The sequence below is a fragment of the Chitinivibrionales bacterium genome, assembly GCA_035516255.1.
GTDB lineage: Bacteria > Fibrobacterota > Chitinivibrionia > Chitinivibrionales > FEN-1185 > FEN-1185.
Genome location: DATJAL010000003.1, coordinates 1 through 18,047, shown reverse-complemented (window position 1 = coordinate 18,047; position 18,047 = coordinate 1). Strand labels below are relative to the sequence as shown.

The 18,047-nt window shown below is 54.2% G+C and carries 13 protein-coding genes; 11 read left to right on the top strand and 2 right to left on the bottom strand.

Annotated features, from left to right (window positions below; genetic code table 11):
* Nucleotides 1-124 precede the first annotated feature (124 nt).
* The 4 genes from VLX68_02150 to VLX68_02135 all read left to right on the top strand — a co-directional run bounded on the left by VLX68_02150 (nt 125) and on the right by VLX68_02135 (nt 3,539).
* Nucleotides 125-493, top strand: coding sequence for a response regulator (locus tag VLX68_02150; protein ID HUI91025.1), 369 nt, complete (start codon nt 125-127; stop codon nt 491-493).
* 40 nt (nt 494-533) lie between these two features.
* Nucleotides 534-1,430 carry an HD domain-containing phosphohydrolase gene (locus tag VLX68_02145; GenBank protein ID HUI91024.1) on the top strand — a complete coding sequence of 299 codons (897 nt, stop codon included), beginning with the start codon at nt 534-536 and terminating at the stop codon, nt 1,428-1,430.
* 16 nt (nt 1,431-1,446) lie between these two features.
* Nucleotides 1,447-1,653, top strand: coding sequence for a hypothetical protein (locus VLX68_02140; protein HUI91023.1), 207 nt, complete (start codon nt 1,447-1,449; stop codon nt 1,651-1,653).
* A 380-nt stretch (nt 1,654-2,033) separates the two neighbouring features.
* Nucleotides 2,034-3,539, top strand: a complete 1,506-nt coding sequence (locus VLX68_02135) for a T9SS type A sorting domain-containing protein (GenBank protein HUI91022.1) — start codon at nt 2,034-2,036, stop codon at nt 3,537-3,539.
* A 72-nt stretch (nt 3,540-3,611) separates the two neighbouring features.
* Here VLX68_02135 and VLX68_02130 read toward each other — a convergent pair whose 3' ends face one another.
* Both VLX68_02130 and VLX68_02125 read right to left on the bottom strand, forming a co-directional pair.
* Entirely contained in the window at nt 3,612-4,133 is a 522-nt protein-coding gene (locus VLX68_02130) for a DUF6515 family protein (GenBank protein HUI91021.1), read from the bottom strand.
* Nucleotides 4,134-4,925: 792 nt separating this feature from the next.
* Nucleotides 4,926-5,828, bottom strand: coding sequence for a hypothetical protein (locus VLX68_02125; protein ID HUI91020.1), 903 nt, complete (start codon nt 5,826-5,828; stop codon nt 4,926-4,928).
* A 413-nt stretch (nt 5,829-6,241) separates the two neighbouring features.
* Between VLX68_02125 and VLX68_02120 the strand changes: the two genes are divergently transcribed.
* The 7 genes from VLX68_02120 to VLX68_02090 form a co-directional block, all read left to right on the top strand.
* Complete coding sequence (locus VLX68_02120; protein ID HUI91019.1) at nt 6,242-7,606, top strand: MFS transporter; 1,365 nt, start codon at nt 6,242-6,244, stop codon at nt 7,604-7,606.
* Nucleotides 7,607-8,069: 463 nt separating this feature from the next.
* Complete coding sequence (locus VLX68_02115; protein ID HUI91018.1) at nt 8,070-10,055, top strand: glycoside hydrolase family 30 protein; 1,986 nt, start codon at nt 8,070-8,072, stop codon at nt 10,053-10,055.
* Nucleotides 10,056-10,482: 427 nt separating this feature from the next.
* Complete coding sequence (locus VLX68_02110; protein ID HUI91017.1) at nt 10,483-11,316, top strand: hypothetical protein; 834 nt, start codon at nt 10,483-10,485, stop codon at nt 11,314-11,316.
* Between the two features lie 1,135 nt (nt 11,317-12,451).
* Nucleotides 12,452-12,994: a flavin reductase family protein gene (locus VLX68_02105; GenBank protein HUI91016.1), complete on the top strand. Its 543-nt coding sequence runs from the start codon at nt 12,452-12,454 to the stop codon at nt 12,992-12,994.
* 466 nt (nt 12,995-13,460) lie between these two features.
* Entirely contained in the window at nt 13,461-15,899 is a 2,439-nt protein-coding gene (locus tag VLX68_02100) for a hypothetical protein (GenBank protein HUI91015.1), read from the top strand.
* Between the two features lie 219 nt (nt 15,900-16,118).
* Nucleotides 16,119-17,507, top strand: coding sequence for a hypothetical protein (locus VLX68_02095; protein HUI91014.1), 1,389 nt, complete (start codon nt 16,119-16,121; stop codon nt 17,505-17,507).
* Nucleotides 17,508-17,549: 42 nt separating this feature from the next.
* The coding region (locus tag VLX68_02090; GenBank protein ID HUI91013.1) for a hypothetical protein at nt 17,550-18,047 on the top strand (498 nt) is incomplete at its 3' end.

Here is an 18,047-nt window from a genome sequence, read left to right as displayed (position 1 = left end):
AATTACAATACTAAATTTTAATGGAAAAAAATCGGTTTGTGGGCGGATTGTAAAGATCGGCTGTCACCGGTAAGCGGTCAGAACCCCCCTCATGGCTGGAAATTTACACATCGGAGGAACCGTCATGAAAAAAATCCTGTTTGTCGACGATGCGCCCGACATGCGCAAATTGCTCGAGGCGACCTTCGGCGACGAAGAGTACGAGATCCTCGAGGCGGAAGATGGCGAGCAGGCGGTCGCCATGAGCCTGCGCGAAAAACCCGACGTCATCATCATGGACATCGAGATGCCGAGGCTCAACGGCATCGAAGCGACCCAGCGGATAAAAGCCAACCCCGACACTGCGGCGAGCAGGATCATCGTCGTGTCCGGGTCGCGGCGTGATAAGTCGGTGGAGCGCTGCGTGGCGGCCGGCGCAGAAGCATACCTGTCAAAGCCGTACAGCCCGCTCGAACTTCTTGACAGAGTAGAACGCGGCCCCGGCCCGGCATGAGGCGCCGTGGGCCCTGAATCCGCCGGGAAGGAGAACCGCAATGAACGCAAACATCATAGGCTTCGGAACCATTCACGGTGAGACGCCAGACCTTCAGACCCAGGCGATGCGATATGCGCACGACCTGAGCCGGTTGTACACGACTTCCAAGGCCCAACACCGAAAGGTCGATAACCTCAACAAGCAGCTGTTCAAGTATGCAGCGGACCTCAACACGACCATCTCCGACCTGCGGAGAAAAAACCGCGAACTGCAGGATGCGTACTACGACACCATCAACCGGCTGGTCGCCGCGTCCGAATATCGCGACGAGGACACCGGGGCGCATATCGTGCGTATCGGGAAGTTCAGCGCCTGCCTGGCCAAAAAGCTGGGGCTCGGCCGCGACGACGTGCAGAACATCCTCTGTGCATCACCCATGCATGACGTGGGAAAAATCGGCATTCCCGACATCATCCTCCACAAACCGGGCAAACTGACCGCCGCCGAGTTCGATCTCATCAAGACGCACACCACGATCGGCGCGGGCATCCTCGCCGACGCAAAGGCGCCGGTGCTGCAGCTCGCCTATGAAATAGCGCTTACGCACCATGAAAAATGGGACGGCTCGGGCTATCCGCGCGGCCTTGCCGCCGAGGCCATTCCACTCGCCGGCAGGATCGTGGGCCTTGTCGACATGTTTGACGCGTTGACATCCGTGCGGCCCTACAAAGACGCCTATCCGGTCGATGTTGCGGTTGCGATCATGGCGCGCGAGAGCGGCAAGACGCTCGATCCGTCGCTTGTCGCGCTCTTCCGAGAGCATGTCGCCGAAATCGTTGAAATCAAGAAGACCTTTCCCGATACACTTGACATAGGGAAAAAAAAGTTCGTGCTGAGCGAGCGCGATCGGGCGCATCAGGAAATCCCGGGGTTCAAGGATTCGGGGGAGGGGTGAAAGGAGAACGCCGCCGATGAACGAAAATCACAATAAAAAAGACCACCGACACATCCTCGTGCAAAAGTCCGTTGTTTACACCGAGGAACAGAGAAGACAGCATATCGTGAACGGCTGGATCATTGACCTTGACGCCCCCAAACCGAAGGGCGGAGGCACGCCCATGATCCGTGAACTGCTTCTGAACGGCAGGCGGCCGTCCCCCGAAGAACTGGCGGGATGATGGGCATACACAGCATTCCGTCATTGACGTCGGCGCATAAGGGGAAAAACGCTTCATGGCCGCGCATGCCGCAATTTTAAGCAGGCGGACCACAGGGACGCTTCTCACCGCTGCCATCAGGAATCCCGCCGCGAACGCATTGTCAAGACCGCTGATCTGTCCATAAGCGCATGAGGCCTCCTTTTTTAAAAATAATTTTACAATACATTCAACATGTTTTCCGTTACTTCCCGATTCGTTCACTGCGGCGACGGGAAAAGGACACAAGGCATACCATGACTGGCATCGTTCAAAATTTTATGTGCGTTTGCCGTTCGAACACCTATATTCACACATGAACCCGATAAGACAGCGGGGAGCTCATCCAAGGGGAGCGAAACATGCGTCATCAAGGTAAAACAACGTTTTTGCTGTTTCTCTTATTGTCAATGCCTTCATTACGGGTCCACGCCATGACCCCGGGCGCAAACTTCTGGAACATCGGCTGGGAAGGATGGCAGGATTTTTTTGCTCCGGGCGTGAACTGGCCGACGGCGACGAACCCGTGGAACCCGACCCTTGTCTCCGAATTGCAGGCCGCGGACATTACATGCCTGCGTTTCATGGACTGGAACGAGGTGAATACGGCCTGCGTCGTCAAATGGAGCCAGCGAATTCCCAAGACCGCCAACCACTATAACAACGCCAACAGGATACCGTGTTTCATAGACAATTACGACGGCGCCACGAACACGCATACGCTGGTGTGGAACGCGGACACAAGCTACGGCGTGGCCGTGGAATGGCAGATTGATTTGTGCAACAGGGTCGGCGCCGACCTCTGGATGAACATTCCGTGCACCGCCGACAGCGATTATTGCTTCCAGCTCGCGGGACTGATAAAAAGCCAGCTCAACGGGAACTTGAAAATTTATGTCGAATGGGCGAACGAAATTTGGAACTGGGGATGCCCCAACACGGTGTATGCCCGCAACCGGGCCGATACGGTCGGGCTGACGAATCTGGACGTCGGCGCGTATTGCGACCCGTGGAGGAAATATGACGTTTACGCATCGGTCAGGACGTTCGAACAGTTTGAAAAGGTGTTCGGGGCAAACAGCCCGAGGCTGGTGAAGGTCATTGCCGGCCAGGTGGGATATCACTGGAACGGATACGATTTCAACCATATGGTCAAAGGGGACCTTGCGTGTCTCAAGAACGCGGTCATTAATCCCGGCAACGAAACATTCAACGCCTATGCCATGGCGCCGTATATTGGCGGCGCCTCGGTGGCCGCCGAGACCAGCGCGATCGCTTCCGAAGCCCAGAACATGGCGTGGGCGAAGAACAGCCTTGACAGCACAGGAATTTCCCTCGTCTGCTACGAGGGAGGCGCGGACAATTACCCGGACAACAACCTGGCCCTCACCCGCGATCCGGGGCAGGAAATGGCGTACGTGAACTATTTGACCGCCATGGCGCCGTATTGCGACGGCGTGTTCAATCAGTATTGTTTTTACGGCGGCTGCTGGGGATTGAAGCACGCACCGGGCGATTCGGCTTCGATATCGCCAAAATGGCGCGGATGGCAGAAATATTGGGCAGTCAACAGTTCCGTTGAAAGCGGCCATGCATCCTGGAACGTCATTGCCGATTACGGCGGCTTTTCCTTTCTTCTCCGCAATTCCGTCAAAGGGAAAATGCTCAGCGTTATCGGCGGGCCGGAGCGGGGAGCCGTGGCAGGGGGCATCACTGTCGCAGTGTTCAACTTGACGGGACGGAAAGTTCTTGAAAAAACAGTAGTCCCGGGCGGCACCGTCGACCTTTCGGGAATAAAAAAGGCCCTCTACCTGCTTAAAATCGGGTCGGGTGAAAGAGCATATGCCGCAAAATTACCTCTTGATTAATGCGACAAACCCGGACGCCGCCTGTCCGCGAAACGTGAAACCGCAATAATACTGAAATCGTAAGTGCGGTTGTCAATTACCGTACAGCGCCTTCAACTGGTCCACGGTCGGATGCCCGTCATAGAACTCGCCTTGCGGCCCCACATAGCCGTCATCGCGTTTTACAAGCCTCACCGGAGTGAAGCCGCCTTTTGAATTTGGAACGTTGACGGTTATGGTGTCCGCCGCCGAATTGGCGGTGCGAGACATGGGTTCACCGCTCGCCGGAGGGGCGGTCAGCGTCTGTTCCGCCGGGGCGCGGTCGGGCGCAGTAACGACTACATACCCCGACAGATGAGGCCTGAGATATACTCCGTTGAAATAATAATATGGGATGCCTGCCACCACGATCGTTGAACACCCATCGGGAAGATATTCCACATATGCGCCCGGAGGCGGGAGAACAACGGCCACCCCGGGACGGGGGGCAAAAAAATGAATCCGTCCGTGGGGCACGTGGTAATAAAATCCGAACCTCGGAGGGGGAGGCACGGGAACTAAAACCCGCCCCGGACGCGGCGGAACCAGGCAGGAACAAACCAGTGCTGCCACCATGACACAGCCTATTGCAAACCACGATCGAACATTCTGTGTTTTCATATCAAATCCCCTTTCTTTGCTTGTTTGACAATTTTATGGATATAAAATGTTACCTAACATTTCAAATATAAGAAGGCAGGTTGATACCAATCCCTGGCGCGTCAACAGTCGTTCACTCCGCGCAGGCACGGATCCCTGAAGGGCATCCATAAAGCCGCAAGCAAAAAAAATGTATGATGACGGCGGCGGATTTAACCACAACATCCGCGCCCTTTACTCAAAAGGTTGAACCCCGGAACCCGGTTCGCTTCGTTTCGGTGAACGCCGGTTACGAAGCGGTTATAAGGTTCGGAAGAAAGGTTTTTGTCTACTTTTTTTCATCCTGCGGTTGCGTTCCCCTCTGCTGATCCTGTGTCTGCTGATGATGCTTTTTGCAATGCATTCCCCTGTGGTGGTGTTTCTTGGGGGTCTGCTGCTGATCCGTCGTCTGGGCGTTTTTGTTTTCGCTTGGAGACGCGGTTTGAGCCGAAATACTCGCCGCCCCGCCTAGAATCAGAGAAGACAAAACGATTACGGACACCAACTTCTTCATTTGACCTCCAACTGCGTTAATGGTTAAAATTCCGACTCACTGAACCGGGTTTTGAATGCCCGACAGTTTGACACTCTTCCGGGTGTTTTAATTACAGGATTCTTGTTTATTTTTGTATTTTCTGACAGCTAGCACCTTCGTAGCCGGCGCAAAAGGCGCCGAAAGATTTTCAGCACTTTTCCCTGGCCCTATTGTTTTTAATTTTCATTCATTCCTTATTGTGAAGCCGCGCTTGACCAAACAACACCGTCCATCGAAGTCAAGATTGTCCCATTGTCTCCCACCGCGAGGAATCGGCCGCCGCCGTATATCACCCCGTTGATCGTGGAGCTTGTACCGGAGTTCCTGAGCGTCCATGACGTCCCGTCGAGAGAGGTGATCGCCGCACCGCCGCACCCAACGGCGACGAACAGGCTGTCTCCATACGTTATGCCATTTAAAAATTCGGTTGTTCCTGAGTTTCTGATTGTCCAGGACGCTCCGTCCGTGGAGGTGAAGATCGCGCCCCTTTCGCCGACCGCGACGAATTGGCCGTCGCCGTAACAAATGCCATTGAGCGCCGGCATTGTTTGCGAGCCGTGGACGGTCCATGTTGCGCCATCCGGAGAGGTCAGCACATCAGTGCCGTATCCCACGGCCACGAACAGGCTGCCGTTACAGGTTACGCCGTTGATCAGTTCGGCCGTGCCTGAGCTTCGAATCGTCCAGGCGGTTCCGTCGGCGGAGGTGAGAATCGTCCCCTTGCTGCCGACGGTGACGAACTGACGCAATCCATAGGTGACGCCGTTGAGAGCCGGCATTGTCCCGGAAATACCGGTTTTCCAGGATACACCATCGGAGGAAAACAGAATGGTGCCTCTTTCTCCTACAGCGACAAACTGGCTATCGCCGTACGCCACGCCATAGAGAATGTTGGGCGTTCCTGAAACCCTTTTGGTCCACACAAGACTGTCGGAAGAGGTCATGATTTCTCCCGTGTCGGAAATCGACCGGGCATCATCGCGGCCTGTCTGGGTGATTCCCACTGCGATATACTCTCCACCCGCATAGGCGGCTCCATATATATCTTTTTGGGTTATGGTTTGCTCTGTCCGGTCCATGACGGGCCAGCCAGGCATGCATGCCGCCATTAGCATGGAAACGCCCGCAAACAACCAACCAAAGGGAATATTCAATTTCATATCATGCCTCGCCGTGCTTTCAATTCCATTGTAATCATTTCTTCGAAAAGATGCTCCCCCTTTATTCCTTGGTAAGCATCTTTTCATATTAGACGCTGGATTCACATCAGATATTACCGACTTTCAAGTCTCTTGAAATTATTTTTCATCTGGAGCGTTGGCAGGTGTTGAAAAAGTTTTCGTTCACCCTTCGACAGGCTCATGGCGAACGGAAAAGTGCTCGAAATTCGCACAAAAACCGTTCACGGGGAGCGGGTTTACCACGAGCTTGTCGAAGGAAACCATGAACGCCGAGAAAACCATTTTTTCAACCGCCTGTTAGGCCAAATAATTCCTTAAAAAGGCGAACCATGCGCAGTTTCGTGATTTTCTTCATCCTAGGACTCACCCTCGTGCTTTCGGCAATAGGCACGACGTCGGTGGCGGTCGCGTTTCCATCGGTCATTTCCTCGTTTCACATCAGCCTGATCCTTGCGGGATGGATCATTAGCATTTATCAACTTGGCCTCACCGGTGTAATGCCGATTGCCGGCAGGGTGGGCGACATCCTGGGCAAGAAATTCACGTTTCTACTCTGCCTTTTTTTGTTCACCCTGGGCTCCGCCCTCTGCGCGGTCTCGCCGAACGCCGGCCTTCTGATTTTTTCGCGATTTATCCAGTCGCTCGGCGGCGGCGGGTTCATGCCCGCCGCAGTAGGGATTCTCGCCGACGAATTTCCAAAGTCCAAGCACCGCGCCATCGGGTTCCTCAGCAGCATCTTTCCCATCGGAATGATCATCGGGCCCAACCTCGGCGGGCTGCTGGTGGAACAGTTCGGCTGGCGGTCGGTGTTCTGGATAAACGTGCCCGCATGCCTTGTCCTCATGGCGCCGGCGTTTCTGGTCCTGCGCCGCGAAGAAAGGAAGAACGAGGCGATAGACCTGCCCGGGACCGTCATACTGTTCGTTTCACTTTTTTCGCTGATGGCCGGACTGAGCCTCATCGGTTCCAAGCGGTCGGCGGGCATGTTCCTTGCGGCCGCGGTGCTCGTCTGCCTTTCCGTGGCGCTGATGGTCGTTCTCATAAAATTTGAGAAGCGGGCGACGTATCCAGTCATCGACGTCGAAGTGCTGCGGGGAAGGCCTTTCATGGCCGCGAACATCTACAATTTCATGTACGGCGCAACGATCATCGGCAGCATGTCGCTGATACCCGCCTACGCCGTTTTTGTCTATGGGATGGGCACGCTCCAGAGCGGCGTCATCGTGACCCCGCGGTCCGCCGCCATGATAGCGTTTTCTTCTTTGACAAGCTTTTACATCATGCGGTGGGGCTACCGCTGGCCCATCGTCGCAGGGACGCTCTCGGCGGCGGCGGGACTGCTGCTCCTGGGCTTCAGGTTCGATTCGGTCTCCGTTCTGTATGTCATCAACGCGGTCGTCGGGATCGGCACCGGGCTTGCCGCCCCCGCCTCGAACAACGCCTGCATCGAGCTGATGCCCGAACGCGCGGCCACCATCACCGGGATACGCGGCATGTTCCGCCAGACCGGCGGCGCGCTGAGCGTCGCCGTTGCCACGGTTGTCCTGCACGTGACCGGAAACATGTTCGTCGGTTTCAGGATAATCTTTTTCGGCATGACCGCCGCCTTTTTGGCCGCACTGCCCGCAGTGTTTTTGATGCCGGGATCGCCCAAGGCGGCCCGGACCGGAATGGATGCGGCCGCGGGAGAATAGCGGTGATCAGTCATTTCATTAATCGTGATAAGGTATCGACGGTGGGCTCCATGGTCTTCCGTCTTTTGCCAAGTGCACCTTTGGCGCCGGTTCTTTCATGGTTTGCGGGCGGCAGTAGCGGCTGGCGAGATGATGGCGGCAGCGCGGGCTTTACGCGGTGGAAGAAGGTAAAAACACGGCAAGTGCGGTTCGTTTGCCATTGGATACTGGAGGCGGCGGACGTATCGAGAGGCAAGCATATAATTTGATTTACATAAAAGAATCTGATCCAAAAGGCTTGTCTTTCCACCCCAAGACTATCAATTCAATAATATATCCCAAAAATTAACCAATTCCAAAACTTCTTTCGCCCTACATTTATATTCTTTTCTACATTATATTATCTGGTATACTGATCAAAATCATTTCCAGATCATACTGCTTCGATTTCATCTGGATCCGAAAAACATGAAAGGGGCCGGACATGTCCATTAAAAGCGTCAAAATGTTCATCTGTGTCATTGCCGCGGTTTCTCTCACCCAATCGCAGGTCAACATCACCGGGACCATTTCCGACTCAGGAACCACCCAAGGAGTTTATGGCGCCATCGTGAGCCTCATTGCCGGCGGCATTCATACGCAGTCGGATTCGATCGGCCATTACGCCTTAGGCGGCTCATCGCAGGTCCAAAGGCAGTCCGTTTCCACGGCAATGGAGCCTGCTTCGGCGCGAATGATGGGTAACAGGCTCCATTTCAAAATTGCAAACGGCCCCACCCGTGTTTGCATCGAGGCGTTTACGCTTTCGGGAAAACGCGCCGGTAGTATTGCCGACCGTGTTTTTACCAATGGAGAATATTCAACCGGTCTGTTTCCGGCGCCGCTGTCCCCGCAGGTGTATCTGCTCCGCGTCCGGATCGGAGAAAGCGCATGCATCTTCAAGGTTCAGTCAGCCGGTTCCCGCGTCACGGCAGGCGGCGGGCTGATCCGTCATGAGGGCAATTTCACCATGAATGGCAACCGTAAAGCGGCCGCCGACGCGGACACGATCGTTGCCTGGGCGGTGGGGTACAACGTGGCAAAACTGCCGATCCCCAGCCTCGCCGGCACCTATGACATCAAGCTGCAGCGCACCGTGGCGCCCGGCTCGGCGCAGGTGGTCCAGACCGCCCAGTCCGCCGACCTGCTCGCGGCGAAGCCGGCGTTGACTTTTGCGAACGACGACGGCTCGGCGATCCCCACGGTCACCGTCGACACAACACAAAAGTTCCAGACCATACTCGGGTTCGGCGGCGCGTTCACCGAGGCAACGGCGTACAACCTCCAAAAAACCAGCGCGCAGAACAGGGCGTCGGTCCTCAACAATTATTTCAACCCGTACACCGGCTCGGGCTACACCGTTTGCCGCACCCACCTGCAGAGCTGCGATTTCTGTGTGGCGAATTATTCCTACGACAACGTCGCCAACGATTTCACTCTCGACAACTTTTCAATGCAGCACGAGTCCCAGTGGATGATCCCCACGATCAAGGAGGCGATGAACGTCACCGGCACCGACATCAGGATATTCGCCTCGCCCTGGTCGCCGTCGGCGTGGATGAAATCGAACAACAACATGCTCAACGGCGGTACGCTGCTTGCCACCTGTGAGGACGCGTGGGCATTGATGTATGTCAAGTATGTGCAGGAGATGAAGAACAACGGCATTTCCATCTGGGGCCTCACCATCCAGAACGAGCCCGAGGCCACGCAGACGTGGGAATCGTGCATCTACACGCCGGCCACCGAACGGGACTTTCTCAAATCGCACCTGGGGCCCGCGCTCGCCCTGAACAAGGTTGACGTCAAGGTAATGATCTGGGACCACAACAAGGACCACATCGTCACCTGGGCCAACACCATTTTCAGCGACACGGCCGCGGCAAAGTACGCCTGGGGCACGGCGTTCCACTGGTACACGGGAGACGGGTTCGACAACGTGGGCACCACGCACGCCAATTTTCCGGCAAAGCACCTGCTCGCCACCGAGGAGGCCGGCGGTCTGCCCATGTACAACTGGGGCCTGGCCCAAAGTTACGCGCACGACATCATCGGCGACCTGAACAACTGGACCGAGGGATGGGTGGAGTGGAACCTCGTGCTTAACCAGAACGGCCTGCCGCGGCACGACCCGAACACGGGCTGCGCCTCGTCGGTGTACATCGACTCCAATAACGACTCGGTGCATTACAACCCGTCGTACTATGTCATCGCCCAGTTCAGCAAATACCTGAGGCCCGGCGCGGTACGCGTCGGCTGCGCCAGCTCGCAGACCACCCTCGAGGCGACCGCGTTTAGGAACCAGGACGGCAGGATCGTGGTGGTGGCGTACAACAACTCGGCCGCGGCGGTTTCGTTCAAGATCAAGCAGGGTTCGCAGATTGTCAAGCCGACGATACCGGCGCATGGGATTGCGGATTTTGTTTATTGATTGATTTATTAATGACTTTTTGGTGGGGGAAGTCTCCCCCTGGCCCCCGGCTTCCACCGCATCCCCTATGTAAAGTTAATAAATTTGGGCGGGATGCGGCGGTGATCCGGGGGCACACCCCCTCTTGGCGCCGGAACTTCCTTGATGCGCAGACTATAGTAGTGGCTGGCGATCCGATTGCAGCAGCGCGAGCTTTACACGGCGGAAGAAGATGATATTATATCGGCAGAAGGATTCTGCGATTAATGGTTAAAGTGCATTAACGGCTTTGTCAATTTACAATTCCTACCTCAACGTCTTCAAATGGTGCACCGGTCTTCCTCAATGACAATCAAGTAGTACTTGCCATCGCGCCGGGCCGATAATTTAATTTATAAGCAAAAGTCAAGATCACTGCCGCCCAACCGCCACCGAAAGCAGGTTTCCCATGAAACTTCCCGCAGCATTCACGGTCCTTGTATTGGCGATGCTGTCGTGCTCGCCGAAATATGAAACCATGGTCGTGAAGGAATACCAGGAACGCAAGATCACGAACGCGTCCCTGGTGATCGCCCCCATTGCAAGCATTACGGTCGATTACATCGGGAGCGTAAAAGACGAATTCGGCGAAGGCAACCAGGAAGACCTTATCAAAAAGCATTTCAAGAGCGCTCTTCTGCAGGGACTACGGGAAAATTCTCTTTTTTCAAGCGTCGCTTTCGACAACTTTAGCGGGCAGCCCGCCACGGCGGACCGCTCCTTTGCCACGACCGACGCTTACGGCGTGAACGTGAACCTTCCCTCCGATTCCGCCACGATCCGCTTTACTTCCTCGACACCCGACGTAATTCTTTTTATCCAGGACCTGTGGATCGGGAAGACGTCGGTGCAGGAAAATGGTCCGGGGTGGGGCAGGGACGAAGACGGAACAACAACGCTTGCGATGAACGGTGAAGGATATGCCGCCGGGTCACTTGCTTACAGGGAAATTACTTCATCAACCTCAGGTTTTCAGCCGCCCGTCTTTACCCCGCCTCCCAACAACCCGCCGATGTTCTATTATTCTCCCCCGAAAACGCCGTACCTTCGGTACCAATGCGTTTTTGCATATTGGGACAACCGCCTTCACCGGGTGATTGCCTATGGAAAAATATTCGCCAAATCACGGCTTGATTCCTACGGCCTGGGGATGGTGAACATCGCGCGCATGGCAAACTGGAATGATATCGACTACCAGCTCGTAAGGGCGCTGCTCGGCCAGACGCCGTTTGATAAATATTAAAAATGAGCGGATAGGCAGACGCAAGCAACGGTCAAGAGCACGGACGGCCATTCTGCGATCTTCTTCTTTTCATCCATCTCCCCTTGTCAACCAAATCCCCGGTAACTGATCGCACGGGGCCCCCGCGCGAAACCATACAACGTAAATAAAGAATGATATCACAGTTCAAATGAAAATATTGTTTTATTGTGTCGATCAGTTCACCAACCCATCCAATTCCATCCGGGAAATCACTTTCCATTCATAGCATGGCCTTCTCTTTGTAACGATAGGCCATTTTCAGACGTTATAACGCATGAGTGCAAGAATGGTTAAGGCGAAATCGCGTATTGAGATCCATAAAGGAAATCGGTATGAAGCGAATACTTTTGCTTGCGGTCATTGCAATTATTTTTATCTCGTTCAAAGCAGCGCACTCCGATATAAGCATAACCCGGCAATACATTACACGCCTTATAAAGATTCAAAACGTAAACGCCTTCCCAGAAATAGTCCTGATTCAATATGTCGGCCCGCAGTTCGGAAATAAAACCTTCCAAGGAATTGTGAAACAAGATTCTAGTCTTCAAAGATCATCCAGCAGAAGTCTTAGTTACCTCTTATGGTGTAAAAAATCATATGTTGATTCTCTGGGAACCTCTCAATTACCCATCTCAGAGTTCATCGATTGTAAGAAAAACCCGTTGGATTCCTCTTGTTCTCAATCGATCCATTTGCTCTACTCGAAATTCAATATTGGTGATTCAGTGGCATTTACCAATACCAATCTTTTTCGGGAAGAGCTTTTCTACTCATTGTACTGGAATAACAGGAAAACAATTTCTTTATACCTTTCAAAAAGAATTCTCCATTTCTTTAACGGACCGACAACGTCTCAAACCTTTTTACCGCCCTCCGATGGGTCTAACCAGTTACTTCCCACCAGTAAGACTAGTTTGGATAAATAAAGAAAAGTATCCCCCATATCGCACGGCACTCCGGGCAGTGTTTTCCTGCTACAATCTGGTCAAGTTGAAGATTTCCTTTCCGTCCAGAAGATTATTTAGTTTATATGCAACGGTCAAGAACACGGTCGACGTCACCCAGGAAAACCGTGAGAGTTGGAGCGGACAAAACAGAAAGAAGGCGCAATCTTATGAAGACCTTTCCCATCAATAAAGCGTTTACCCTGGTGGAATCCGGTCCTGTCGTTCTCGTTACCACCAATGACGGCGGGAAGAACAACGTCATGACCATATCGTGGACCATGGTGGTGGATTTCACGCCTCTATTTGCCATGACCACCGGGTCCTGGAATTATTCTTTTTCCTCGCTGAGCAAAACAAGGGAGTGCGTCATTGCCGTTCCGACGTTTGACATGCTTGATCAGATCGTCGGGATAGGGACGTGCTCAGGCGCCGAGGTGGACAAATTCCAGAAATTCAAGCTGACGCCCGTAAAAGGCAAACATGTGCAAGCTCCTTTGATAAAGGAGTGTTTGGCAAATATCGAGTGCAAGGTCGCGGACATCGTTGCGAAGCACGGCATTGTCGTTCTTGAAGGGGTCGCCGCGTACTTTGACAGTTCGCGAAAAGAAAAACGAACGGTTCATGCGGTCGGCGACGGGACTTTTATCGTGGACGGCCGCAAAGTGAGCCGGAGGAAAATGATGCGGTCGAAATTGCCCGCAGGTGTATGACTCGTTTGTCAATTATTAAGAAAAACAAACTGTGAGGCACGGGATTCTGGCCCATGGCTTCTCGCTGCAATCCGGTCAAGGTAAAGGTTTCCTTTCTGTCCAGGAGATTATTTAGATTATATGCAACGGTCAAAAGCACGGCCGGGACGGCCGTGGCACACGGTTGGTTTTGTCACACGGGGCACCCGGCCGAAGCAGGGTAACGCCCAACGCTTTTTCATTTTTAAAATGAATCAAACCGCTCATCCAGACAATTAATGTAGCATGATTTAAAAATATATACCCTCCCTAAACCAACTTCACAATTTACCATCGTTTCAGCCCTTTTCATTTCTTAAATTATCATCATACATTCATCCTGCTCTTTCAGCTTTGCAGATCATTTGCAGTGATAATTCCGATCGGAAAAGGTTTTTCCTGAATGACAAAAACAAGATATCAAACAAAATCTTCCAGGTCTGGAATCATGAGGAATGCCAGAGCGCCATCAATCGGCCTGCTTGCGGTTGTGATTGTGTCCATCCATGGTGCGTTTTTTCCGGCACAGTCATCAACAATAAAAATCAAAACCGGCTCTCCAAAATCCGCGCTCGAAAGTTATGTGATCACCGATGCCGTCGGTTTCATGTCCAGGATGTTTTCCGACACCATTGACACCTCGGGCGCAGGCGCTTCTTTCCATATTATAATAGGAACGCCTTCCAACAACGCCCTCGTTTCGCAGCAGGTCTCAGGCGGCGGCATTTCCTTGCCGGCCGGGAAAAACGCCTCCCAGGGATATGCGATAAAAACCGTGGGCGGCGCCATTTACCTGGCAGCGGCGACCGATACCGGCATTTCGGCGGCCGTGTATGATTTTCTCGAGCAATACGGGGCGTATTTCCTGATATCGGGCGAAATCCTGCCGCCGCAGACCGCATTTACAATCAAGAATTTATCGGTCACCGCCACCCCCGCCTTCCGGTATCGCGGCCTGTTGCCATGGGACAATTTCCTGTGCGGGATGTCGGGCTGGAACGAGGAGGATTTCAGGCTGTTTATCGACCGCATGGTGCGCATGCGCATGAACTTCCTCGAGTTCCATTTCTATCCCGGCATGGCCTACTACAACGAGACCTATTCCGACGGGTCAAGCGCGACCTCCGACCACGTGGCCGATTGGCAGAACTCGTTCCAGCCGTCCCAGATCGTGGGCGGCGGCGCGTTCGGCTCGATCACCACCTTCGGCACCCGACAATGGTGGCAGAACCAGGCCAAGGGCGCCGCGGTGCAGAGCGACTCGTGCCAGGCGATGCTGCGGCGCGTGATCGACTATGCAAGAAGCAGGGGACTTTCAACGGTCGCGGGTTTCTGCCTCATGCAGCCGCGCGGCGGCACGTTTACCATGACGAACACGCGCGGCTGGGACCCCATGCCCGATCCGCTCGTTGCGCACAATGCAGACCTGGAGGTGGACAGGTTTCACCGGCTTGAACAGATTTACCCCAATTCGGATTATTACTGGATGTGGCAGGCAGAGGCGGGCGGCGCTCTTTGGAAAACGGTCACCAATGACGCGTCGGCGACCGCGATGCGGAACCAGTATTCCTACTGGGTGACGGACGCGAACAAGAAAGGGGACATCGATTACGGATACCTGTTCCTGCAGACCGTCAACAAATTGACATCCGCGGAACGGAGCAGGATCGCCACCGGCGGCTGGGACATGTCGGAGCTGTTCAACGGCTACGACCGCGACTGCCCCAAGGAGATCATTTTCCACGGCATGAATTCGTGGGACACGCGCGGCGGCATCAGCGAGGCGGCCAACGATTATACGTTCGCGAAAAACGGCCGCCGCGGCTGGATGACCGACTGGTGGGAATACGACGGACTGGTGTGGTTCCCGGAATTCCGGGTGATGAAGCAGGAAACCATGTACAAAAGCTGCGCGGCCAACGCCGTCGAGTGCGTTACGCTTGACGGATGGAAACAATCGGGCGTGGAGCACAACATCAGATACCTTGCCGAATTCGCGTGGAACCCGGCGTTAACGGGGGCGCAGTTCTATAATGAGTACTGCCAGAAGCTGTATGGAGCCCAGGCGTTGCCCGTCATGGCCAATTTCTATCAAGTCAACGACAGCGTCGAGGCGTCGATCCCGGCGGCCACCACCGGCGATTACCGCGACATGAACATTTCGGAAGGCTGGCAGCCGCTCCAGCTTTCACCGTACGCAACGGACCTTAACGCCGCCTCGTGGACGACTGTCGTGTCCGAATGCCAGACGCTCATTACCAAACAGCAGGCGCTCATCGCGCGCGACCAGGCGTTTTCCGCGTCATTGAAAAGCCTCCGGTTCCAGCTGTCCGCCGCGCAGCAGTATTGGCTCGACCTTATCATCAACCGGCTTGACTTCCGGGTCCTGTACGTCGAGGCGCTGGTTGACATCAACGAGTCGTATGTGACCTGCAACACGGTCGGGAAAGCCTCGGGCTTGGTGCAGGGCAAGACGGCGGCGTGCGGCGACCTCAACAATGCGCTCACGCTCATGTACCAGTCGATACTCAAGCTTGCCGAATGCGCGCGAAATATGAGCGACCTGGGGCTGATAGGCCAGATCAATATTCTTGATTACTCTATTCTCAAACAATTCATAATTTCCAACGGCGGCACCGTCGGGACTGCGGGAAATCCCCTTCGATCATACTTGACAAATGCCGCGCGACCCGGTAAAACCGAAGTCATTGTTTACGGCATTGACGGAAGGGTGGTCGCTCGGATGAATTCAGTTGTGTCAACCTGTGCCATGCCGCTCAAGCGCGCGGGGGTCTATTTTTTTAAAGTTAAAAACAGCAGTGGTGATGTTACAATTGTTAAGAAGCTTGTGATAAACAGTTTCGGCAAATCAGAATCAAAATGGTGAAAAGAGATATATTTTTCGATAAGAATGTTGAATAAAAAATGTCACTCCCGCGGAAGCGGAAGTCCAGTCAACAAAACAAATATGGATTGGTCAGAACCCAAACTCCATTAGTAAATTGTATGCAGTGGTAATCGTTTTCCAGCTTTCGCGGGAATGGCAAATTCATTGAGTATAAATGATGGCTTACTTGTCTGTCTTGGATAAAACACGGGAGAAAAAATGAATCCATTTCTACAAAAGTCATCAAGATTGGTACTCTTCGCCTTTCTGTTTACTGGAATGGCGTTTTCCCAGACCAATGACACGACCGCGGCGGCTCGGACCCAGGAAAAACCTTCTCTCAGCAAAAGAATTGATTTCTTCGGCTCGGGCGCCATCGAGTCCGGCGAGATCGAGAGCGGGCATTACGGCGGCAACCTGTACGCGGAAATCAACCACCTGTGGATGGGGCACGTTTTTGCCGACCTCGGCGTAGCCGCGACGGCGAATAAATATCTTTCCACCCTTATTTCGGTCGAGGCGCGCATCTGGTACAACACCAGCCCGCTGAGCGCGGTGAGGGACAACACGACCTTCGGCGCCGCGATGCAGAATTGCAACATCATCATCACGAACGCGGAAGGCATCCTGTCGTTCGGGGACCACAAGAACGTTTTTGATCTCACGCTCAGCCTGGGGCGGTTTGAGTACAAGTACAACCCGCAGGCGCAGGACCTCGGCGAGTACCTGTTCAGGACCGGGTGCTACCCCGCCTACATCGAGACGAGCTTCGATCTCCCCCTGGCGCGCCTGAACGGGTGCCTTTTGTCGGTCAAGCTCTTCGACTGCTTCCGGCAGGACCTTCTGCTTACCACGATGTCCGACATCGATCCGTTCTACAATTTCAGCCTGACCTACCTCGCCGACGTTTCGGTGGGAAAGGTCTTTGATGCCGGCGTCGGCGTCTCGTTTTGCAATTTGATTTCCGTGGACCAGACCAACGACATGGCGACCTCAACGCACGATTACTTAACAAACGGATATCTTAAGGCTCCCGGCGACACGGGCTACTACACCTTTCAGGGCACAAAATTGATGGCGCGGTTCATGTTCGACCCGAAACGTTTCTTCAACGCCCCGATCTTCGGTGAAACCGACGGCCAGATCTACGCCGAGGCGGCGGTCCTCGGAGTTGAAAACTATCCTCGGAGCAACGCGATCGACACCACCAACACCTGCAACGTTTACGGATACGACAACTTCTGGCAGAAGGTCCCGGTCATGCTCGGGGTCAACGTGCCGACGTGCAGGCTGCTCGACGTGCTGTCGGTGGAGGGCGAATGGTTCGGGTCCAGGTATCCGGACAGTTATCTCAGTTATACCGGCGAGGTCGCGGCGGTGCCGACGCCGCCGGGGCCGAATGAAACCGACTACGATTACCTGCATGACGACTGGAAGTGGGTCGTCTATGCGAAGAAGACGATCCTCGGCCGGCTCTCCTTTATCGGACTGGTGGGCCGGGACCATCTGAGGACCGAAACATACATCGAGAAATATCAGGACTACGAGGAAACGCTTATAAAGAACAGCCATTGGTACTGGATGCTGAAGATCAAATACGGCTTCTAGTCCAGTTCCGGAAAAATTTGACTTTTAAGAATGGAGGACGGCATGTTTTTAGCAAGACGTTCTTGGGCCAGTGCGGCGGCGAAATGGTTGATTTTCATCCTGCTCGCGGCGGGAATGACGGCGCCGGCCCACGCGGTGCTCAGGGCCAAATGGCGGACCTCGGTTGCGAATGCGCCGTGGGCGGCGGAACAACAGCTTTCCGTCGTTGCCCATACGACACAAGGGACCGAAATAGACATCGACACGACCGTTGAGTACCAGACGATGACCGGATGGGGCGGAAGCCCGAACGAATCATCGGTGCTCGCGCTGCACAAGCTGCCGCAGGTGCTGCAGGACAGCGTGATACGGGCGCTCTTCGATACGGTGAACGGCTGCAAGTTCAACATGATCCGTTTGCCTATAGGCTGCAGCGATTTCTCTCTTAACGGCTATTCGCTTGATGATTCGGCGGGCGATTACGCCATGAAGTACGTCAATATCCACCGCGACAGCCTGGTAACGCTCGATTTTGTCAAGAAAGCCGTCGCCGTCAATCCG

Coding starts and splice junctions, on each gene's coding strand:
- VLX68_02150 (HUI91025.1), top strand. CDS start 125: ATGAAAAAAATCCTGTTTGTCGACGATGCGCCCGACATGCGCAAATTG.
- VLX68_02145 (HUI91024.1), top strand. CDS start 534: ATGAACGCAAACATCATAGGCTTCGGAACCATTCACGGTGAGACGCCA.
- VLX68_02140 (HUI91023.1), top strand. CDS start 1,447: ATGAACGAAAATCACAATAAAAAAGACCACCGACACATCCTCGTGCAA.
- VLX68_02135 (HUI91022.1), top strand. CDS start 2,034: ATGCGTCATCAAGGTAAAACAACGTTTTTGCTGTTTCTCTTATTGTCA.
- VLX68_02130 (HUI91021.1), bottom strand. CDS start 4,133: ATGGTGGCAGCACTGGTTTGTTCCTGCCTGGTTCCGCCGCGTCCGGGG.
- VLX68_02125 (HUI91020.1), bottom strand. CDS start 5,828: ATGCCTGGCTGGCCCGTCATGGACCGGACAGAGCAAACCATAACCCAA.
- VLX68_02120 (HUI91019.1), top strand. CDS start 6,242: ATGCGCAGTTTCGTGATTTTCTTCATCCTAGGACTCACCCTCGTGCTT.
- VLX68_02115 (HUI91018.1), top strand. CDS start 8,070: ATGTCCATTAAAAGCGTCAAAATGTTCATCTGTGTCATTGCCGCGGTT.
- VLX68_02110 (HUI91017.1), top strand. CDS start 10,483: ATGAAACTTCCCGCAGCATTCACGGTCCTTGTATTGGCGATGCTGTCG.
- VLX68_02105 (HUI91016.1), top strand. CDS start 12,452: ATGAAGACCTTTCCCATCAATAAAGCGTTTACCCTGGTGGAATCCGGT.
- VLX68_02100 (HUI91015.1), top strand. CDS start 13,461: ATGAGGAATGCCAGAGCGCCATCAATCGGCCTGCTTGCGGTTGTGATT.
- VLX68_02095 (HUI91014.1), top strand. CDS start 16,119: ATGAATCCATTTCTACAAAAGTCATCAAGATTGGTACTCTTCGCCTTT.